The following is a 20,757-nucleotide window of genomic DNA, read 5'->3' as shown; positions in this document are numbered from 1 at the left end:
AGGCCCGGCTGTGCCGGGCATCGCCAGCAAGGCTTGCTCCTACGAATGAGCTATTTGCTCCTTCCAGGGCGTTCCGGTCTTGAGCATCGCATTTAGCCTCACTATCAATACTCGCATACACGCCACCACCGATACTTTCGCGCACTTCCCTTGGGCTCGCAGTGCTTTGTAGCGCTCGCAGAAGTCCTTGTTGTGCCGTATCACCACCCAGCAGGCCATATAGAGCGCCCGCCTGACTTGTGAGCGCCCCCCCCAGATTGAACGCTTGCCCGACTGCTTGCCGCTGTCCTGGTTGAACGGCGCAACACCGACCAAGGCGGCAATTTCCTTCTTATCCACCTGGCCCAGCTCTGGCAGCAAGGCCATCAGCTTTCCGGCAGTAATCAGACCAATTCCTTTGACTTGAGTGAGCTGTTTAACCCGGTCATCAGGCAAAGCTGCTGCCTGCTGTGCGATCTCTTGTTCCAGCGCTCGAATTTCACCCTTCAGATAGGCGATGTGTTGTTCCAACCGCAAACAAACACTGGGAGCCCGCGCCTGCTTCAGGCGCCGCTTGTCATCGTCGCGCTGTTGGACGAAGCGATCCCGCTGCATAAGCAGTTCGCGCAGCAAGGCCCGCTCGGGTGTCATCACCTGGCAAGGCCGTGGGGGCATAACTTCAGCCAGGTGAGCCAAAACCGCTGCGTCAATGGGATCGGTCTTGGCGCGTTTACCCATCGACTTGGCAAAGTCCCGGGCACGACTGGGATTGATCCGGCAAACCGGAAAATCGGCATCCTGCAGCGCTTTGAGGACATTGCACTCGTAGCCACCGGTAGCTTCGAGCAAGACCATTGAAACTGCATACCCGCCAAGCTTTTCGACGAGCAGTTGGAATCCCTTCAAGTCATTGGAAACACTGAAGTTCACCCCCTCAGGGCGGATGTGAACAGCAAGTGTGGCACTGGAAACATCGATGCCGACAGAGGAAGACATGGCCAAACCCTCTTAAACTCAAGGAGTGAGAGCGCTTTGGCTTGGCCCACGCTTGTGATTCGAGATTACGCCCCTCATCCAACTGTTCGGGCTCTCGCCAAAGTGGAACGGTGAATGGCAGCTTTTGCTCCCACACGTGCTCTGGGCACCTCGGGCTATCAGCTTGCCATTCACCGCTCTCACTTCAGATTCTATTCCCTCTCCAAGACACAAGCGGGTTCACCCGCGAAGCAGGCGACGCGTTTTTCAGCCCTGCCCAGCGTTCCACAACCGGAACAAAGGCTCTGCCAGAAACAGCACGAACAGTAAGCGCATCACCTGCAACGCCGTCACCAGCGGCACCGACAATTGCAGGGTTTCGGCCGTCAGGCTCATCTCTGCAATCCCGCCCGGCATCATCCCCAGCGTCAGCGAGCGCAAGTCCAGTGCGGTCATCACGCTCAGTGCCCAGGCTGCGCTGGCAGCGATCACCATGCACAGGCCCGTGGCCACCAGCGTGCGCCCCAGGAAGGATGGCGCCCGGCGGAAAAACGCACGGTTGAAGTGACACGCCAATCCGCTGCCGATCAACCACTGGCCGACCTGGCTGGCGCCATTGGGCAGGGCGATTTGCAGGTTACCGGCAAGGCTCACCGTGGCCGCTACCAGCAAGGGGCCGAACAGCCACGGGTTGGGCTGGCGCAAGCGTTGCCAGAGCAGCGCAACGGCAACCGCCAACGGTGCGATCACGGCCAGCCACCCCCAACTGACGCTGCCTGCGTGGTTCAGTGACACCCCGTCGCCCATCAGCAACTTGAACAGCGCCGGCACGCACAGCACCACCGCCAGCACGCGCAGGCTCTGCGCGGCCGCCACTTGGCTGAGCACCGCGCCATTGCGCGCGCCCAGGTTGACCATCTCACCCGAGCCGCCCGGCATGCTGGCGAAAAACGCTGTGGCGCGGTCTTCGCCGGTGCGTCGCAGCAGCCACACACCGACCCCGCTGGAAACAGTGGTGAACAGTGCGGCGAAAAAGATCAGCAGGAAATGGCTGCCCACCTGTTCGATCACGGCGGGCGTGAAGTGCAGGCCGATGCCCAGGCCAATGATGAATTGCCCGCATTTTCGGCCGTTGGGTATTTCCGAAAGCTGCCAGGGGGTCAGGCAGCGCACCAGGATGATCGCCAGCAACGAGCCGACCATCCACGGCAATGGCCAGCCGACCCGGCTGGCGAGGTACCCGCCAGCAAGGCCGACCAGCCCGGTCGCCCAATACAGGGGCAACGACCGATCAGGCATCAGCCATGGCCCGACGCTGCAGGCTGCGCTTGCGCAAGATACGCAGCAACGGCAGGCACAGCATGCACACCACCAGAGCCCACACACCCATGCTGATCGGGCTCGACCAGAGAATGCCCAGCTCGCCGTTGGAGATCGACAGCGCGCGGCGCAGGTTCTGCTCCATCAGCCCGCCGAGGATGAACCCGAGCAGGATCGGCGACAGTGGGAAGTCCAGCTTGCGCAGGATGTAGCCCATGATGCCGATACCGACCATCAGGAACAGGTCGAAGGTGGTGGCGTGCACGGCATACACGCCGATCCCGGTGATGATCGCGATCACCGGCACCAGTGCCCAGTTCGGCACGGCGAGGATGCGGGTGAAGATGCGGATCATCGGGATGTTGAGGATCACCAGCATGATGTTGGCGATGAACAACGAGGCGATCAGGCCCCAGACGATGTCGGGTTGCTGTTCGAACAGCATCGGGCCGGGGGTGATGTTGTACAGGGTCAGTGCGCCGATCATGACCGCAGTGGTGCCAGAACCCGGTACACCGAGGGTCAGCATCGGCACCAGGGCGCCACAGCAGGATGCGCCGATGGCCGTTTCCGGAGCCGCCAGGCCGCGGGCATCGCCCTTGCCGAACTTGCCGCTTTCACCGGCGATGCGCTTCTCGGTCATGTAGGCCACGGCACTGGCCAGGGTCGCTCCCGCGCCGGGCAGCACACCCATGATGAAGCCCAGCAGGCCGCAACGGATGTTGACCACGAACACCGAAGCCGCCTCCTTGAAGTTGAACAGCATGCGCCCGGTGGCCTTGACCGCCTGGTGGCCGTGGTGGGTCTTTTCCAGCAGTAGCAGGATCTCGCTGATCGAGAACAGCCCCAGCACCAGGACCACGAACTGAATGCCGTCGGCCAGGTGCACGCTGTCACCGGTGAAGCGGTACACGCCGCTGTTGGCGTCGATGCCGACCGCCGACAGGAACAACCCGATCAACGCAGCAATGAAGGTCTTCAACGGCTTGTCGCCAGCCATGCCACCCAGGGCGACGATGGCGAACACCATCAGCACGAAGTATTCCGCCGGGCCGAAGGCGATCGCCCATTTCGCCAGCAACGGCGCGAACAGCACCATGCCGCAGGTGGCGATGAAGGCACCGATGAACGAACTCCAGGCAGACAGCGACAGGGCCACGCCTGCCAGGCCCTGGCGGGCCATCGGGTAGCCGTCGAGGGTGGTCATCACGGTCGAGGCTTCGCCCGGGATGTTCAGCAGGATCGAACTGATGCGCCCGCCGTATTCGCAGCCCAGGTACACCGCCGCCAGCAGGATCAGCGCCGACTCAGGCGGCAAGCCCAGGGCAAAGGCGATGGGGATCAGCAGGGCCACGCCGTTGATTGGGCCCAGGCCCGGCAGCAGGCCGACCACGGTGCCGATCAGGGTGCCACTGAGGGCGGTGACCAGGTTGTACGGGGTCAGGGCGACGCCGAAGCCCTGGCCCAGGTAGCTCAAGGTATCCATGTGTCAGTTCTCCAGTACGCTCAGCAGGCCAAGGGGCAGGGGCACGTCCATCACGCGGTCGAACAGCCAGTAGAGCAGCAGGCTCATGCCGACCACCACGATGGCGCTGTGCAGCCAGCGGCCTCCGTACAGCCGGGCCATGGGCAGGCCGACCAGGATGGCGCTGAGGATGAAACCCAGGGGTTCGAAGGTGGCCGCAAAGACGATCAGCAGGCCGACACAGATGGCGATCTTGGTCAGGGTTTCGCGGTCCAGTTCCGGCTCGTCGTCCTTGCGCACGATCGGCGTAGGGCGGATGGCCAGGTAAAGCAGGCCCAGGCCCATCAGGCCGAGCATCAGTAGCGGGTAGGCGCGGGGGCCGACCGGTTCGTAGGAAAACGCAGCCTGGTACGGCCAGGCCATCACGGCCAGGGCGGCGCACACCGCCAGCAGAGCCAGGGCGAAAATACGTTGCAGGATCATTTTGAAATCCTCGTTGGACGCGGACTCTGTGGGAGCGGGCTTGCCCCGCGAACACCGGCAAAGCCGGTGCCATGGATCGCGGTGCTGGATTCGCGGGACAAGCCCGCTCCCACAGGGATCGGTGACAGGTCGTTGGCGGCTTACTGAATCAGGCCGAATTCCCTGGCCAGTGCCTTGTAGTCAGCCACCTGCTTCTTCACATAGCCGTCCAGCTCCTCGCCGGTCATGGCGAACGGGAACAGCTCGCGCTGGTCACGCAGCTTGGCGAAGTCTTCGGAAGCCAGCATCTTGTCGAACGAAGCCTTCCACCAGGCGTAGTCTTCGTCGCTCACCTTCGGCCCCAGGTAGAAGCCGCGTACCACTGGCCAGACGATGTCGTAGCCCTGCTCCTTGGCAGTGGGGATGTCTTTCATTTCTGGCTCGTCCAGGCGGTTTTCGGAGAACACCGCGAGGATGCGCATGTTGCCGCTCTGGATGTGCGGCATGGAGTCGGAGATGTCGGTGGAGCCGACCTGGATGTGCCCACCCAGCAGTGCGGTGGCAATTTCGCCGCCGCCTTCCAGCGCCACGTAACGCAGGTCACGCGGGTTGATGCCGGCGGCCTTGGCGATCAGCGCGGTCTGCATCCAGTCCTGGCTGCCGACAGTGCCACCGGAGCCGATCACGACCTTGCTCGGGTCCTTTTTCAGCGCGGCGACCAGGTCGTCGAGGGTCTTGTAGGGCGAATCGCTTTTCACGGCGATGGCCCCGTAGCTGGTGCCGACGGCGGCCAGCCATTTCACCGCGTTCTCGTCGAAGCGGCCGAACTTGCCCTGGGCCAGGTTCAGCAGCGAGCCGCTGGACCAGGCCACCAAGGTGCCGGCATCACCTGGGCGCTGGGCCACCACGGCGTTGTAGGCCACAGCGCCAACGCCGCCGGGCATGTAGGTGACACGCATGGGCTTGCTGAGGATCTTCTCCTGCACCAGGGCGCTTTGCACCAGTTTGCAGGTCAGGTCGAAGCCACCGCCAGGCGAGGCGGGGGCGATGCATTCGGGGCGTTTCGGTTCGCCAGCGAGGGCGTTGCCGGCCAGCAGCAGGCAGCCGGTAGCGAGGACGAGGCGGCGCAGTGAAAAGGTCATCGTCAATCTCCGTGAGCATTGTTGTTATTGGGTTACCACAGGGCCACGCTGTAGCTCACCAGCAGCCGCACTTCGTCGGCGTCGCGGGCAAAATTCGAGCGGAAGGTGGCGTTGCGCAAGCGCACGGCGACGTTTTTCAACGGGCCGCTTTGTACCACGTACTTGAACTCGGTGTTGCGTTCCCACTCCTTGCCCTCGCTGCCATCGGCGCGGCTGACGTTGTCGCCGCTGATGTAACGGGTCATGAAGGTCAGGCCGGGGATGCCCAGGGCTGCGAAGTTGTAGTCGTAGCGCATTTGCCAGGAGTGCTCGTCGGCACCGGCGAAGTCGTTGATTTGCACGAAGTTGACCAGGTACGGGTCGGCGCCATCGATGTAGGGGAAGGCGCTGTCGCCGGACAGGTGCTGGTAGGCAGCGCTGACCTTGTGCCCACCCAGGGCGTAGCTGAGCATGCCGTTGACGGTGGTGTTGTCGATGTTGCCGGCCTTGGCGGCGCCGGCATCGTCACTCACGGCCAGGCGCAGGTCAGCGCCGAAGGTGCCCGGGCCCCACGGCTGAGTGGCGACCATGCCCAGGAAGTGCTGGCGATAGATGTCGTCGAGCTGGGCGAAGTGGTAGCTGCCAGTGATGCGGTCGGTGAACTGGTAGTCCAGCCCGCCGAGGTCGAGGTTGTCGGCGCTGAACGAGCCGCCGAAGCGGCCGTTCTTGTTGTTGAGGGCCAGGTCTTCCCAGTTGGTGTCGTTGCGGTCCTTGGCCTTGTCCAGGCGACCGCCGGTGAAGGTCAGGCCCTTGATCTCTTTCGAGGTGAGCAGGCCGCCCTCGAAGGTTTGCGGCAGGATGCGCCCGTCGTTGGGCTGCAGGGTCGGCAGTTCCGGGATCAGCGTGCCGACCTTGAGTTCGGTCTTGGACACTTTGACCTTACCGGTCAGGCCGAGCTTGGAATACTCGTCGGCGGCCTTGCCGTCGTCATGGGTCGGCAGCAGGCCGGTGTCGGTGCGGTCGGGGCTGGAGTCGAGCTTGATACCGAGCATGCCCAGCGCATCCAGGCCAAAGCCTACGGTGCCGTCGGTGTAGCCGGACTCGAAGTTGAGCATGAAACCCTGGGCCCATTCGTCGCGCTTGGATTGCTGCGCGCTGGTGCCGTCGCGAAAGTCGCGGTTGAAGTACATGTTGCGGGTTTCGAAGGTCGCCGTGCTGTCTTCGAAGAAGGCGGCCTGGCTCATGGGCGCGACACCGGCAAGCGCAAGGGCGCTGGCGATGGCAGAAGGGCGTGCGGCAAAGGAACGGGTAGGCGCGTACGCCTGCGGCTGCGATGACAGCATCGAGATGACTCCGTTTATTGTTCTTATTCGTCGCACCTTGCTGGTGCTTTTTTTCGGCGCGCGGGGCGACCGTGGTGCGATGCTAGGTAACGAACCTTTCGCTAACCTTTCAGCGAGAAAGGTTTGTCACAAGGGGCTTCACAGGCGGGTCTACAGCGGTACACTCCGCGCCACCGCCCCCACCCGAGCAGGGAGAATCCGATGCGTGTGCTGCTGGTCGAAGACCACCTGCAACTGGCCGAAAGCGTGGCCCAGGCCTTGAAAAGCCACGGCCTGACCGTGGATGTACTGCATGACGGCGTGGCCGCCGACCTGGCCCTGGCCAGTGAGGAATACGCCGTTGCCGTGCTCGATGTCGGCTTGCCGCGCATGGACGGCTTCGAGGTGCTGGCGCGTTTGCGCGGCCGTGGCAAGACCCTGCCGGTGCTGATGCTGACGGCGCGCAGTGACGTCAAGGACCGGGTCCACGGGCTGAACCTGGGGGCTGACGACTACCTGGCCAAGCCGTTCGAACTGACCGAGCTCGAAGCGCGGGTCAAGGCCCTGCTGCGGCGTAGCGTGTTGGGTGGCGAGCGCCAGCAGCGCTGTGGGCCGCTGGTATACGACCTGGACACTCGGCGCTTCAGCCTGGGCGAGGACAACCTTACCCTGACCTCGCGCGAACAGAGCGTGCTCGAAGCACTGATCGCCCGCCCAGGCCGGGTGATGAGCAAAGAGCAACTGGCCGCCCAGGTGTTTGGCCTGGACGAGGAGGCGAGCCCCGACGCCATCGAAATCTACATTCATCGCCTGCGCAAGAAGCTCGACGGCCATGCGGTGGCCATCGTCACCTTCCGTGGCCTGGGCTATCTGCTTGAGCATCGCGATGCGTGACAACGGCAGCCTGCGCGGGCGGCTGCTGGGCAACCTGGCATTGCTGTTGGTGGTGCTGATGCTAGCCAGCGGCCTGAGCGCCTACTGGAACGGCCGTGAAGCGGCCGACACGGCGTACGACCGAACCCTGCTGGCCTCGGCACGGACCATTGCCGCAGGCCTGTCCCAGCGCGATGGCTCGTTGAGCGCGGACGTGCCCTACGTAGCCCTGGATACCTTCGCCTACGACAGCGCCGGGCGCATCTACTACCAGGTGCTGGACATCAAGCAGCGGTTGATTTCCGGCTACGAGAACCTGCCACCGCCGCCGCCCGGCACGCCACGCACCGATGACTACCCGGCACTGGCGCGGTTCTACAACGCGACGTATCTGGGCCAGGACGTGCGGGTGGTAAGCCTGCTCAAACCGGTCAGTGAGCCAAACATGAACGGCATGGCGGAGATCCGCGTGGCCGAGACCGAGGAAGCCAGGGTGCGCATGGCGCGTGGGCTGATGGCCGACACCCTGCTGCGCCTGGGGATGCTGGCGCTGGGCGCTCTGGTGATGGTGTGGTTTGCCGTCAGTGCGGCGCTACGCCCGCTGGAGCGCCTGCGCACGGCCGTGGAAGAGCGTCAGCCCGACGATCTGCGGGCCTTGCCGGTGGTGCAGGTGCAGCGCGAACTGGGCCCGCTGGTGCGTGCCCTGAACCACTTCACCGAGCGCCTGCGCGGCCAGTTCGAACGCCAGGCGCAGTTCATCGCCGACGCTGCCCACGAACTGCGCACCCCCCTGGCAGCGCTGAAGGCGCGAGTCGAGTTGGGCCTGCGCTCGTCAGCGCCCGAGGAGTGGCGCCAGACCCTTGAGTCCGCAGCCCAAGGCACCGACCGCCTGACGCACCTGGCCAACCAGTTGCTGTCCTTGGCGCGGGTCGAGAACGGCGCCAGGGCAATCGCCGAGGGTGGCGCGCAGCGCCTGGACCTCAGCCAGCTGGCCCGCGAACTGGGCATGGCCATGGCGCCCCTGGCCCACAAGCGTGGGGTGGCGCTGGCGCTGGAGGCCGAGGCGCCGGTGTGGCTCAAAGGTGAGCCGACCTTGCTCAACGAACTGCTGAGCAACCTGGTGGATAACGCCCTGGCGCATACCCCGGCCGGTGGCAACGTGATTCTGCGGGTGTTGGCCCCGGCGGTGCTGGAGGTCGAGGACGATGGCCCCGGGATCCCCGAAGATGAGCGTGAGCGGGTGTTCGAGCGCTTCTACCGCCGCAGTGCCCAAGGCAGTGGGCTGGGGCTGGCCATTGTCGGCGAGATCTGCCGTGCACACCTGGCGCAGATCAGCCTGCACGATGGGGAGAAGGGTGGTTTGCGGGTGCGTGTGAGTTTCATCGCTGATTGATGCCAGCGCCTTCGCGGCCCACAGGTAGAACACAGGCCTTGAGAGCTGTGCCGTACCTGTGGGAGCGGGCTTGCCCCGCGAAGGGGCAGCACAGGCTACGCGGCTTCTAGCGCAACAGGCTCCGCGCTTCCAGCAGCTCTTCCACTTCCAGTTCGGTCCCGAACGGCAGCCCCAGGTGCCGATACGCCGGCAGTGCCGCCAGCGGCCGGTTGCGCCCTCGCTGGCTGATGCAGCGGGCGATCTGCACGACGTCGATGTAGTCGACTTTGTCGGTCTGCCGGTCAAGGTCCTGAACCTGGCTCGGCAGGTTGACCAGTTGCTCGGGAAACTCCCATGCCTTGAGGATCTTGTCGCCCAGCGCCGGCTGGATCTGCTCGATCACGTAATGCAGGCAGACCGGGTCGGAAAGCAGCTCGTTGTGTTCTTCGGCGTAGATCAGCACCGGTAGCGCACCGATCTGGTTAACCAGGCCACCCAGGGTGGCCTGGTCCGGTTTCAGGTCAGTATAACGGCGGCAGATTTCATAGCTGATGCCTGCCACTTCAAGGCTGTTCGCCCAAACATCACGCAGTTTCTGTTCAACGGCCGGTGCACGCGCATGGAAGATCTGTTCGATCACCAGGCCAATGGCCAGGTTGCTGCTGTAGTTGATACCCAGCCGGGTGATCGCGGTGTGCAGGTCGGTAACTTCTACTGCGGCACGCAGCAGTGGGCTGTTGACCACCTTGATCAGGCGCGCCGAGAGGGCCGCGTCGCGACCAATCACCTTGCTCAGGGCCGACACGCTGATCTCGCTATCCTCAGCGGCCTCGCGGATGCTCAAGGCAACCTCGGGGAGGGTCGGCAGGACCAGGTCATCCTTTTCGATGGCATCGAGCAACTGTGCTTGAACCATCTCGGCCAGCTTGTTCATGGACTTCTCTACCGCAGTGGTGGTGCGGCCCCGTCACGCGGACGGGGCAGGCTGGTCAGCGCTGGATTTCCCGGTCGCGGTCCAGTTCGTAGGGCAGGCTCAGCACGTGCAGGCGTGGCCCTTCGAGGCTGCCCAGGTGCAGGTTGTCATCGTTTACCGCATCGGCGCTAAGCACCGCGAGCAATTCGCAGCCAGTACCGGTACTGGCTGCGATCACTACTTCACCGACCGACGAGCCATGGGTGGGCGAGAAAATCTCGGCACCGGGCGCCGGGATATCCTGCTGATCGAGCGCTAGGCGGTACTGGCGGCGCTTGAGCTTGCCCAGGTACTGCATGCGGGCGACGATCTCCTGGCCGGTGTAGCAGCCCTTCTTGAAACTGACGCCGTCGACGGCCTGCAGGTTGATCATCTGCGGGATGAACAGCTCGCGGGTAGTGCCCGTGACCTGGCCGATGCCTGCCCGAATCTGGCCCAGCAGCCAGTCGTTGAGGCGGCCTTCAGGCAAGGTGGCGGCCAGCGTGGAGCGCACAGTGGAGGCCTGCTCGGCGGGTACCCACAGTTCAACCCGGCCCACCGACACGGCAATGGCGATCAGGCCCTCGTGGCGCACGGTGGCCCCTGCTTCGGTGGGCGGTGTCAAACCCAGCGCTTGCAGCGCCGCATCGCCGTCCTGCAGGCCAAAGCGGGCCCAGGCAGCGCTCTCGTCGCTGAGGGTGGCCTTGGAAAACACGGCGTACTTCTTCAGGTCGGCCAACTGCGCATCGAGCAGCTCGCTGGCCATGGCCAGCAGGTAGCCGTTGCCTTCCGGCAAGATGCGGAAGCTCGACTGCATGCGCCCTTTGACCATGCAGCGGGCACCGAGGCTGGCATGTTCCTGGCTGAGGTAGTTGATGTTGCAGGTCAGCTGGCCCTGCAGGAATTTGCCTGCATCGGAGCCGCGGACAGCGAGGATGCCCTCGTGGGACAAGGGGCTGAAGAAAGCGGAATCGGCCATGGGTCATCGCGGTGGCTTAAAGACTGGCGGCCATCATAGAACGCCAGTAACAAAATAGGTAGGTGACTAGACCAACGCCCTGTGCCGCTTGGCTCGCCTGGCTGTATACTGGCGGGCCATTCGAGGAGGGCCCCATGGTCGAACAAACTGAACTCAACCGGCTTTTCTGGCACAGCCGTCGCGGCATGCTGGAACTGGACGTACTGCTGGTGCCTTTCACTCAGGAAGTCTATGCCACCCTCAACGAAGCCGACCGCGAACTCTATGTACGCCTGTTGAGCTGCGAGGATCAGGACATGTTCGGCTGGTTCATGGAGCGCACCGAGTCCGAAGACCCGGAGCTGCAGCGCATGGTCCGCATCATCCTGGACCGTGTCCAGCCCAAGTGAGTGTTTCGAAAGCCGTTGGCAAGGCTCGCGCCTGCTGCTGACGGCTTACCTGAGTTGCCAGGTGCTGGCGGTGTTCACCGTGTGGGTGAGCGCGCTGCCCTGGTGGCTGTCCGTGGCGGCCACTGCCGCGTCTTTTGCCCACGCCTGCTGGGTTATTCCCCGCCGTATTCTGCTTACGCATCGTCATGCCGTTACCGGGCTGCGCCGAGACCTGCTTGGCTGGCGGGTATTTAGCCGCGCCCAGGGTTGGCAGCCGGTGCGTTTGTGCCGCGACACGGTCGCGTTGCCAGGGATTGTGGTGCTGCGCTTTGTGCGGGAAGGGCGTTGGCTGGGGGAGGGGCAGTGTGTGGCGAAGGATGCCCTTGGGGCTGATGAGCACCGCCGGTTACGGGTGAGGCTGAAGTTCAGCCGGCGTAGGTGGGTTGAGGTATCTCGGACATAGGTCAGGACAGAGTGGGCTTCTTCGCGGGCAAGCCTGATCCCACCGATACCGCGCCCGGCTCGAGGCCTACGCAGTACCTGTGGGAGCGGGCTTGCCCGCGAAGGGCGCGACGCCGACTCAGAGCGGGCTGAGGATGGTGTCCTTGGCCTCGTCCAGCATCCCCGGGTAATCCAGGGTGTAATGCAGCCCACGGCTTTCCTTGCGCTGCATGGCCGAACGAATCATCAACTCCGCCACCTGGGCCAGGTTGCGCAACTCGATCAGGTCGCGGCTGACCTTGTAGTTGCTGTAGAACTCGTCGATCTCGTCGAGCAGCAGGCGGATGCGGTGTTCGGCGCGTTGCAGGCGCTTGCTGGTGCGCACGATGCCGACATAGTCCCACATGAAACGCCGCAGTTCGTCCCAGTTGTGCGCGATGATCACGTCCTCGTCCGAGTCGGTGACCTGGCTGGCATCCCAGCCGGGCAGGGCTTTGGGCATGCTGACCTGATCCAGGTGCGCCTCGATGTCGGCGGCCGCCGCGCGGCCATAAACGAAGCATTCGAGCAGTGAGTTGCTGGCCATCCGGTTGGCGCCATGCAGGCCGGTGAAGCTGGTCTCGCCGATGGCGTACAACCCCGGCACGTCGGTGTGGCCACGGTCGTCGACCACCACCCCACCGCAGGTGTAGTGGGCTGCCGGCACCACAGGGATCGGCTGGCGGGTGATGTCGATGCCGAAGGTCAGGCAGCGTTCGTACACGGTGGGGAAGTGGCCCTTGATGAACTCGGCCGGCTTATGCGTGATGTCCAGGTACACGCAGTCCACGCCCAGGCGTTTCATCTCGTGGTCGATGGCGCGGGCCACGATATCGCGGGGCGCCAGCTCTTCACGCGGGTCGAAGCGTGGCATGAACCGCTCGCCGTTGGGCAGGCGCAGCAGAGCGCCTTCGCCACGCAGGGCTTCAGTCACCAGGAAACTCTTGGCCTGAGGGTGGTACAGGCAGGTCGGGTGGAACTGGTTGAACTCAAGGTTGGCCACCCGGCAGCCGGCCCGCCAGGCCATGGCGATACCGTCGCCGCAGGCACCGTCCGGGTTGCTGGTGTACAGGTAGACCTTGGCCGCGCCACCGGTGGCCAGTACGGTGAAACGCGCACCGAAGGTGTCTACTTCGCCGCTATTGCGGTTCAGCACGTAGGCGCCCAGGCAGCGCTCGCCAGGCAGGCCCAGGCGGCGTTCGGTGATCAGGTCGACCGCCACCCGCTGCTCCAGCAACTGAATGTTGGGGCGTAGACGGGCCTGGGCCAGCAAGGTGGTGAAGATCGCCGCGCCGGTGGCGTCGGCGGCATGGATGATGCGCCGGTGGCTGTGGCCACCTTCGCGGGTCAGGTGGAACTCGAAGCCGCCATCGTCGTCGCTATGCTGCTCATCCCGGGTAAAGGGCACGCCTTGCTCGATCAACCACTGGATGGCTTCGCGGCTATGCTCGACGGTGAAGCGCACGGCATCTTCATGGCACAGGCCGCCGCCGGCATTGAGGGTGTCCTCGACATGCGACTGCACGGTATCGGTGTCATCCAGCACCGCGGCGACACCGCCTTGGGCCCAGAACGTCGAGCCATTGGCCAGGTCGCCTTTGCTGAGCACCGCGACACGCAGGTGGCTGGGGAGGTTCAGTGCCAGGCTGAGACCGGCGGCACCGCTGCCGATCACCAGGACATCATGTTGGAATTGTTGGCTCATGTCGGGACACTAGTAATCTTCGGAAGGGGCACGGCACAATAGTCACGCGCCGATGGCATTGTGAAACTATCGTCAAACCAGGCCGGGTTGCCTTTATAGCAGCCCCGGGTGGCCCATTTCCATGCCACTTGCCAGGTTGCGGTAACCTTTGTGGGAACTTTCCGATATCGACGGAAATCCTATGAAGGCTGCCCGCACGCCACAAATGTCGCGGCGACGTACGGCGGCAGCTCTATTCGGGCTGACTCCTGCGTATTCGAAACCTGATTATCGACGCAGCCGGCCGTGACCGCGCCGCGTCTTCCGTGCGAGCCGACCAAGGGCTGCAGGAAACTTGCTTGGAGGGGAGAACTTTTGCGCAAAGCCCGAGTCTATGTTTGCAAGCCTGAACGATGGCTGTTGCAACGCTCCTTCGAGTTCACTGAGGAGTGTTCATGCTAACCCAGGAAGAGGATCAGCAGCTTGTCGAGCGCGTTCAGCGCGGCGACAGGCGAGCGTTCGATCTGTTGGTGCTGAAGTATCAGCACAAGATTCTCGGGTTGATCGTGCGGTTCGTTCACGATACCCACGAGGCCCAGGATGTGGCACAGGAAGCTTTTATCAAGGCCTACCGTGCGCTTGGCAATTTTCGCGGAGACAGTGCGTTTTATACCTGGCTGTACCGCATCGCCATCAACACGGCGAAGAACTACCTCGTGTCACGTGGCAGACGGCCACCAGACAGCGATGTGAGCTCCGAGGATGCGGAGTTTTATGACGGCGATCATGGTCTCAAGGATCTCGAGTCCCCAGAGCGCGCGTTGTTGCGGGATGAAATCGAAGGCACTGTCCATCGCACCATCCAGCAGCTGCCCGAAGACCTGCGCACGGCGTTGACCCTGCGCGAGTTCGACGGACTGAGTTACGAAGACATTGCCAGTGTCATGCAATGTCCGGTGGGCACCGTGCGCTCTCGAATCTTCCGCGCTCGGGAGGCCATAGACAAAGCCCTGCAGCCGTTGTTGCAGGAAACCTGAGACAGCGGCTACAGCCAAGAGAGGAACCGCCATGAGTCGTGAAGCGTTGCAGGAATCGCTGTCCGCGGTAATGGATAACGAAGCGGACGAACTGGAATTACGTCGGGTACTGAGTGCCGTCGACGATGCCGAAACCCGTGCTACCTGGTCGCGTTACCAGGTCGCCCGCGCAGCGATGCACAAGGAACTGCTGCTGCCTAACCTCGATATCGCCTCGGCGGTCTCTGCAGCATTGGCCGATGAAGCGGTACCGGCCAAGGTCAAGAAAGGCCCATGGCGCAGCATTGGCCGCCTGGCGGTTGCCGCCTCGGTGACGGTCGCGGTGCTGGCGGGTGTACGCATGTACAACCAGGATGAGATCACCGGTGCCGAGCTGGCTTCCCAGCAACCTGCGCAGCAGGGGCAGGGGCTGAGCGTGCCACAAACTCAGGGCCCGGCTGTATTGGCAGGCTATAGTGAGAGCAGTGAGCAACCGACCGGGCCGATGGCCAACGGCGTGCTGCAGAACCAGGCCGGCTGGGATCAGCGTCTGCCAGGGTATCTGCGCCAGCATGCCCAGGAATCTGCGCTCAAGGGCAGTGAAACCGCTCTGCCTTACGCCCGCGCCGTCAGCCTGGATAACCCCGCTAAGTAAGGAGGATCATGCGCGCGCTACCTCTCCTGTCGCTGCTCATAGGCAGCTGCATGACGGTGCCAGCGTTGGCGGCCAACTCTTCGCCCGAGGCAAATGAGTGGCTGAACAAGCTGGCACAGGCCGAGCAAGAGCAGAGCTACCAAGGCTCTTTCGTCTACGAACGCAACGGCAGCTTTTCTTCCCACGAGATCTGGCACAAGGTTGAGGACGGCAAGGTCAACGAGCGGCTTTTGCAGCTCGACGGCGCCGCCCAGGAAATCGTGCGCGTGGACGGCAAAGTGGCGTGCGTCAGTGGTGCCTTGGTAGGCGGCGTGACGCCGCCGCCCGATGCTGCGCCGCGTGTGCTCGATCCCCTCAAGTTGATGGGCTGGTACGATCTGCGTGTCAGGGGCAAGTCACGTGTCGCCGGGCGCGATGCGGTGATTGTCACCCTCACTCCGCGCGACCAGCACCGTTACGCTTTCGAATTGCATCTGGACCGCCGAACCGGCTTGCCTCTGCGCTCGTTCATGCTCAACGACAAGGGGCAATTGCTCGAGCGTTTCCAGATGATCCGTCTCGATACCGATAACCTGCCTACCGACCAGGACTTGCAAGCCAGTGCTGCCTGCAAACCGGTGCAGCATGGCGCGCCCGCCTCTCAGGCAGCCGTCGCTGGCTGGCACTCGGACTGGCTGCCACCGGGTTTCGAACTGGTCAACAGCTCGGTGCGCCGCGACCCGGCCCGCAACAGTACGGTCAGCAGCCTGATGTATGACGATGGCCTGGCCCGCGTTTCGGTGTTCGTCGAACCGGTCAACGACAACTCTGGCATCGACACGCGCGTGCAACTGGGGCCGACCGTGGCGGTATCGCGCCGGCTGAACACACCTAAAGGCAAGGTGTTGGTCACTGTGGTAGGTGAAATACCCTTGGGTACCGCCGAGCGCATCGCGCTTTCGATGCGGGCTCAGGATGCCCAGGCGCGGCAATGATGGCGTGCTTTTTCAGGAGGTTTGCGGCGTGAGAGACGTGCTTCTGAAATGAAATTAAAGCATTGTCATTTGCAATCTTTCGGTAAATTTTCTATAGGTCAGGCTTCTTGGAGCCTGGCCTTTCCTGCTTGTGCAGGGGCCTTACGCTAACCACGCTCGTTGTGACGGGAGCCGTATGTCAATACCACGCTTGAAATCCTACCTATCGATGTTCGCCGCCGTGCTGATGCTCGGCCAGGTGCTCAGCGCCCAGGCCGAGGAAGCCCTGCCGGACTTCACCACGTTGGTCGAGCAAGCCTCGCCAGCGGTGGTCAACATCAGTACCAAGCAGAAGCTGCCGGACCGCCGCGTTGCCGCCGGGCAGATGCCGGACCTCGAAGGCCTGCCGCCGATGTTCCGCGAGTTCTTCGAGCGCAACATGCCGCAGCAGCCCCGCTCGCCGCGTGGTGATCGCCAGCGTGAGGCCCAGTCGCTGGGCTCGGGCTTTATCATTTCCAGCGATGGCTACGTGCTGACCAACAACCATGTGGTGGCTGACGCTGACGAGATCATCGTCCGCCTGTCGGACCGCAGCGAGCTGCAGGCCAAGCTGGTCGGCACCGACTCGCGCACCGACGTGGCGCTGCTCAAGGTCGAGGGCAAGAACCTGCCGACCGTCAAACTGGGCGACTCCGAAAAACTCAAGGTAGGTGAGTGGGTACTGGCTATCGGTTCGCCGTTCGGCTTCGATCACTCGGTGACCAAAGGTATCGTCAGCGCGAAGGGGCGGACCCTGCCGAACGATACCTACGTACCGTTCATCCAGACCGACGTAGCCATCAACCCAGGTAACTCCGGTGGCCCGCTGTTCAACATGAAGGGCGAGGTGGTGGGTATCAACTCGCAGATCTTCACCCGCTCCGGCGGTTTCATGGGCCTTTCGTTCGCGATCCCGATCGATGTGGCGATCGATGTGTCCAACCAGCTGAAAAAAGACGGCAAGGTCAGCCGTGGCTGGCTGGGCGTGGTGATTCAGGAGGTCAACAAGGACCTGGCTGAGTCCTTCGGCCTGGACAAACCAGCCGGTGCCCTGGTAGCCCAGGTGCTGGAAGACGGCCCGGCCGCCAAGGGTGGCCTGCAGGTGGGTGATGTGATCCTGAGCATGAACGGCCAGCCGATCGTCATGTCGGCCGATCTGCCGCACTTGGTCGGCAGCCTCAAGGATGGCGACAAAGCCAAACTCGAGATTATCCGCAACGGCAAGCGCCAGAACCTGGACGTCAGCGTCGGCGCATTGCCGGACGATGACGCCGAGATCGGTACCGGTGCCGACGGCAGTGCCGAGCGCAGCAGCAATCGTCTGGGCGTTTCTGTCGCTGACCTGAGCGCCGAGCAGAAGAAAGCCCTGGAACTTAAAGGCGGCGTGGTGATCAAGGAAGTCCAGGATGGCCCGGCCGCGTTGATCGGCCTGCGCCCAGGTGACGTTATCAGCCACCTGAACAACCAGGCGATCGGCTCGGCCAAGGAATTCACCGAAATTGCCAAGGACCTGCCGAAGAATCGTTCGGTGTCGATGCGCGTGCTGCGTCAAGGGCGTGCGAGCTTCATTACCTTCAAGCTGGCTGAATAAGCGGTTTTTTCGGTAGGAAAAAGGCAGCTTCGGCTGCCTTTTTCGTGAGTATTCACAAATCAATCCCTGTCGCTCAGATGTACCTTGTGTTGTCGTGGTCAATGATCGTGAACACGGCGCAGGCCCTGTGGGAGCGGGCTTGCCCGCGAAGCTGGCACTGCGCTGTATGGCACCGACTGCGCCGGTGTTCGCGGGCAAGCCCGCTCCCACCGGGATGGGCGTGCTCAGATAATGAGCAGAATGTTAGGAGGGCGTTATGTACACCCCGATAGAGGAATCTCCCATATCCCTGCTGCTTGAGGTACAATTCCCGGCTATTTTTCGGCGGGCGTCCCGGCTCGCAGCCTTTTCGAGTGTTGACCCGTGAGTGATTTGAGTCATATCCGCAATTTCTCCATCATCGCCCACATCGACCATGGCAAGTCGACGCTGGCCGACCGTTTCATCCAGATGTGCGGTGGCCTGTCGGCGCGCGAAATGGAAGCACAGGTCCTCGACTCCATGGACCTGGAGCGCGAACGCGGGATCACTATCAAAGCCCACAGCGTCACGCTTCACTACAAGGCGCAAGACGGCAAGACCTACCAGCTGAATTTCATCGACACCCCCGGCCACGTTGACTTCACCTATGAAGTCTCGCGCTCGCTGGCCGCCTGTGAAGGCGCGCTGTTGGTGGTGGACGCCGGTCAAGGCGTCGAAGCTCAGTCCGTGGCCAACTGCTACACCGCTATCGAGCAAGGCCTTGAGGTCATGCCGGTGCTGAACAAGATGGACCTGCCCCAGGCTGACCCGGACCGCGTCAAGGACGAGATCGAGAAGATCATCGGCATCGACGCCACCGACGCCGTGGCCTGCAGTGCCAAGAGCGGCATGGGTGTCGACGAGGTGCTTGAGCGCCTGGTGCACACCATCCCGGCTCCCGAGGGCGAGATCGACGCGCCGTTGCAGGCGCTGATCATCGACTCCTGGTTCGACAACTACCTGGGCGTTGTCTCTCTGGTGCGTGTACGCCAGGGCCGCGTCAAGAAAGGCGACAAGATCCTGGTCAAGTCCACCGGCAAGGTGCACCTGGTCGACAGCGTCGGCGTCTTCACCCCGAAACACACCCAGACCGCCGACCTCAAGGCCGGTGAAGTGGGCTTCATCATCGCCAGCATCAAAGACATTCACGGTGCGCCGGTCGGTGACACCCTGACCCTGTCCTCGACGCCGGATGTCGAAGTGCTGCCGGGCTTCAAGAAGATCCAGCCGCAGGTCTATGCCGGCCTGTTCCCGGTCAGCTCCGACGATTTCGAAGACTTCCGCGACGCGCTGCAGAAGCTGACGCTCAACGACTCTTCGTTGCAGTACATGCCGGAAAGCTCCGACGCTCTGGGCTTCGGCTTCCGCTGCGGCTTCCTGGGCATGCTGCACATGGAAATCATCCAGGAGCGCCTGGAGCGCGAGTACGACCTGGACCTGATCACCACCGCTCCTAGCGTGATCTACGAGCTCGAACTGAAGACCGGCGAGACCATCATTGTCGACAACCCGTCGAAGCTGCCGGATGTCTCGGCTGTCACTGATTTCCGCGAGCCGATCGTCACCGCGACCATCCTGGTCCCGCAGGAACACCTGGGTAACGTTATTACCCTGTGCATCGAGAAACGTGGCGTGCAGCGCGACATGCAGTTCCTCGGCAGCCAGGTTCAGGTGCGTTACGACATGCCGATGAACGAGGTGGTGCTGGACTTCTTCGACCGCCTCAAATCGACCAGTCGCGGATACGCTTCGCTGGACTATCATTTCGATCGCTACCAGTCGGCCAACCTGGTCAAGCTGGATGTACTGATCAACGGCGACAAGGTCGATGCCCTGGCCTTGATCGTGCACCGCGACAACGCGGCCTATAAAGGCCGTGCGTTGACCGAGAAGATGAAGGAACTGATCCCTCGGCAGATGTTCGATGTGGCGATCCAGGCAGCCATCGGCGGCCAGATCATCGCGCGGACAACCGTCAAGGCGCTCAGAAAGAACGTACTGGCCAAGTGCTACGGTGGTGACGTCAGCCGTAAGAAGAAACTGCTGGAGAAGCAGAAGGCCGGTAAGAAACGCATGAAGCAGGTGGGCAACGTGGAGATTCCACAAGAAGCCTTCCTCGCCGTGCTCAGGTTGGATAGCTAGGTCCTATGTCGCTAAATTTCCCGCTGTTGCTAGTCATCGCCGTAGCCGTCTGTGGCTTGTTGGGCTTGATCGACCTGCTGTTCCTGGCCCCGCGCCGGCGAGCGGCAATCGCCACCTATCAGGGCCGCGTCAATCCGCCCGAGATGGCGGTGGTCGAGCGCCTGAACAAGGAGCCGCTGCTGGTCGAATACGGCAAGTCGTTCTTCCCGGTGCTGTTCATCGTGCTGGTACTGCGCTCGTTTTTGGTCGAGCCGTTCCAGATCCCTTCGGGGTCGATGAAACCGACCCTGGAAGTGGGCGACTTCATCCTGGTGAACAAGTTCTCCTATGGCATTCGCCTGCCGGTGATCGACAAGAAGGTCATCGAGGTGGGTGACCCGCAACGCGGTGATGTGATGGTGTTCCGCTATCCGAGCGACCCGAACGTCAACTACATCAAGCGTGTGGTCGGCCTGCCGGGCGACCAGATCCGCTACACCAACGACAAGCGGCTGTACGTCAACGGCCAGCCGATTGCCGAGCAACTGGTGGGTACCGAGCCGGGCACCTTGGGCAGCGCCGAGCTGTACAAGGAGAAGCTGGGCGAGGCTGAACACCTGATCCGCAAGGAGATGAGCCGTTATCGCATGCCGCCGGACCAGCAATGGACCGTACCGGCCGGCCATTACTTCATGATGGGCGACAACCGCGACAACTCCAACGACAGCCGCTACTGGGACGATCCGAACATTCCCAAGGAACTGCACGGCATGGTTCCGGACCGGAACATTGTCGGCAAGGCCTTCGCGGTCTGGCTGAGCTGGCCAGAGCCCAAGCTCAGCCACATGCCCAATCTGTCGCGGGTCGGCCTGATCCATTGATACCCATCGGCGCTGTCCAGCAGACAGCGCCGAATGCATTTCTGACATAGGCTGTGTTCTCAGGGATCGAGAGTTTCGTCGCTTGCAGCGGCGGACCACAGCCAAACAGTCTTTCAGGATGTTGATTT

General features: G+C 62.9%; 19 protein-coding genes. 10 read left to right on the top strand and 9 right to left on the bottom strand.

Annotated elements, in window-relative coordinates:
- Positions 1-39 precede the first annotated feature (39 nt).
- The 6 genes from ACSSU5_RS05435 to ACSSU5_RS05410 all read right to left on the bottom strand — a co-directional run bounded on the left by ACSSU5_RS05435 (position 40) and on the right by ACSSU5_RS05410 (position 6,665).
- Positions 40-975, bottom strand: coding sequence for an IS110 family transposase (locus ACSSU5_RS05435; protein WP_264309399.1), 936 nt, complete (start codon positions 973-975; stop codon positions 40-42).
- A gap of 246 nt (positions 976-1,221) precedes the next feature.
- Positions 1,222-2,253, bottom strand: a complete 1,032-nt coding sequence (locus ACSSU5_RS05430) for an AbrB family transcriptional regulator (protein ID WP_264311810.1) — start codon at positions 2,251-2,253, stop codon at positions 1,222-1,224.
- Positions 2,246-3,760 (bottom strand): tripartite tricarboxylate transporter permease, encoded by a 1,515-nt coding sequence (locus ACSSU5_RS05425; RefSeq protein WP_264311811.1) that lies wholly within the window; start codon positions 3,758-3,760, stop codon positions 2,246-2,248. Before ACSSU5_RS05425 ends, ACSSU5_RS05430 begins: the two co-directional genes overlap by 8 nt.
- Before the next feature lie 3 nt (positions 3,761-3,763).
- Positions 3,764-4,222 carry a tripartite tricarboxylate transporter TctB family protein gene (locus ACSSU5_RS05420; RefSeq protein ID WP_264311812.1) on the bottom strand — a complete coding sequence of 153 codons (459 nt, stop codon included), beginning with the start codon at positions 4,220-4,222 and terminating at the stop codon, positions 3,764-3,766.
- Between the two features lie 140 nt (positions 4,223-4,362).
- Positions 4,363-5,343 carry a Bug family tripartite tricarboxylate transporter substrate binding protein gene (locus ACSSU5_RS05415; RefSeq protein ID WP_264311813.1) on the bottom strand — a complete coding sequence of 327 codons (981 nt, stop codon included), beginning with the start codon at positions 5,341-5,343 and terminating at the stop codon, positions 4,363-4,365.
- 32 nt (positions 5,344-5,375) lie between these two features.
- Positions 5,376-6,665, bottom strand: coding sequence for an OprD family porin (locus tag ACSSU5_RS05410; RefSeq protein WP_264311814.1), 1,290 nt, complete (start codon positions 6,663-6,665; stop codon positions 5,376-5,378).
- 201 nt (positions 6,666-6,866) lie between these two features.
- On the opposite strand from ACSSU5_RS05410, the gene ACSSU5_RS05405 reads away from it, so the two are divergent.
- Together ACSSU5_RS05405 and ACSSU5_RS05400 are read left to right on the top strand one after the other, a co-directional pair.
- The gene (locus tag ACSSU5_RS05405; RefSeq protein WP_264311815.1) at positions 6,867-7,538 is read left to right on the top strand and encodes a response regulator; all 672 of its coding nucleotides are present in this window, start codon (positions 6,867-6,869) and stop codon (positions 7,536-7,538) included.
- Complete coding sequence (locus tag ACSSU5_RS05400) at positions 7,531-8,910, top strand: sensor histidine kinase (RefSeq protein ID WP_264311816.1); 1,380 nt, start codon at positions 7,531-7,533, stop codon at positions 8,908-8,910. The genes ACSSU5_RS05405 and ACSSU5_RS05400 overlap by 8 nt, the downstream gene beginning before the upstream one ends.
- 106 nt (positions 8,911-9,016) lie before the next feature.
- On the opposite strand, the gene ACSSU5_RS05395 is transcribed toward ACSSU5_RS05400, so the two are convergent.
- A complete protein-coding gene (locus ACSSU5_RS05395) occupies positions 9,017-9,823 on the bottom strand; it encodes an HDOD domain-containing protein (RefSeq protein WP_264311817.1) in 807 nt (268 codons plus the stop codon).
- A gap of 55 nt (positions 9,824-9,878) precedes the next feature.
- Entirely contained in the window at positions 9,879-10,820 is a 942-nt protein-coding gene (gene ygfZ / locus ACSSU5_RS05390; RefSeq protein WP_492560758.1) for a CAF17-like 4Fe-4S cluster assembly/insertion protein YgfZ, read from the bottom strand.
- Between the two features lie 134 nt (positions 10,821-10,954).
- Between ygfZ and ACSSU5_RS05385 the strand changes: the two genes are divergently transcribed.
- A complete protein-coding gene (locus ACSSU5_RS05385) occupies positions 10,955-11,209 on the top strand; it encodes an FAD assembly factor SdhE (protein WP_027594141.1) in 255 nt (84 codons plus the stop codon).
- Complete coding sequence (locus tag ACSSU5_RS05380; protein WP_492560757.1) at positions 11,193-11,651, top strand: protein YgfX; 459 nt, start codon at positions 11,193-11,195, stop codon at positions 11,649-11,651. The genes ACSSU5_RS05385 and ACSSU5_RS05380 overlap by 17 nt, the downstream gene beginning before the upstream one ends.
- Positions 11,652-11,768: 117 nt before the next feature.
- On the opposite strand, the gene nadB is transcribed toward ACSSU5_RS05380, so the two are convergent.
- Positions 11,769-13,373: an L-aspartate oxidase gene (gene nadB / locus ACSSU5_RS05375; RefSeq protein WP_492560756.1), complete on the bottom strand. Its 1,605-nt coding sequence runs from the start codon at positions 13,371-13,373 to the stop codon at positions 11,769-11,771.
- Positions 13,374-13,807: 434 nt separating this feature from the next.
- Between nadB and rpoE the strand changes: the two genes are divergently transcribed.
- The 6 genes from rpoE to lepB all read left to right on the top strand — a co-directional run bounded on the left by rpoE (position 13,808) and on the right by lepB (position 20,629).
- Entirely contained in the window at positions 13,808-14,389 is a 582-nt protein-coding gene (rpoE, locus tag ACSSU5_RS05370) for an RNA polymerase sigma factor RpoE/AlgU (protein ID WP_010220971.1), read from the top strand.
- A gap of 31 nt (positions 14,390-14,420) precedes the next feature.
- Positions 14,421-15,023 (top strand): sigma-E factor negative regulatory protein, encoded by a 603-nt coding sequence (locus ACSSU5_RS05365; protein WP_492560755.1) that lies wholly within the window; start codon positions 14,421-14,423, stop codon positions 15,021-15,023.
- 8 nt (positions 15,024-15,031) lie between these two features.
- A complete protein-coding gene (locus ACSSU5_RS05360) occupies positions 15,032-15,997 on the top strand; it encodes a MucB/RseB C-terminal domain-containing protein (RefSeq protein ID WP_492560754.1) in 966 nt (321 codons plus the stop codon).
- Between the two features lie 208 nt (positions 15,998-16,205).
- A complete protein-coding gene (locus tag ACSSU5_RS05355; protein ID WP_492561302.1) occupies positions 16,206-17,606 on the top strand; it encodes a DegQ family serine endoprotease in 1,401 nt (466 codons plus the stop codon).
- Between the two features lie 363 nt (positions 17,607-17,969).
- Positions 17,970-19,769, top strand: a complete 1,800-nt coding sequence (gene lepA, locus ACSSU5_RS05350; protein ID WP_264311824.1) for a translation elongation factor 4 — start codon at positions 17,970-17,972, stop codon at positions 19,767-19,769.
- Positions 19,770-19,774: 5 nt separating this feature from the next.
- The gene (gene lepB, locus ACSSU5_RS05345) at positions 19,775-20,629 is read left to right on the top strand and encodes a signal peptidase I (protein ID WP_264311825.1); all 855 of its coding nucleotides are present in this window, start codon (positions 19,775-19,777) and stop codon (positions 20,627-20,629) included.
- Positions 20,630-20,757 lie beyond the last annotated feature (128 nt).

The organism is Pseudomonas sp. E1MeOHC2 (assembly GCF_058745025.1).
This window is presented reverse-complemented; position numbering and strand designations above follow the sequence as displayed.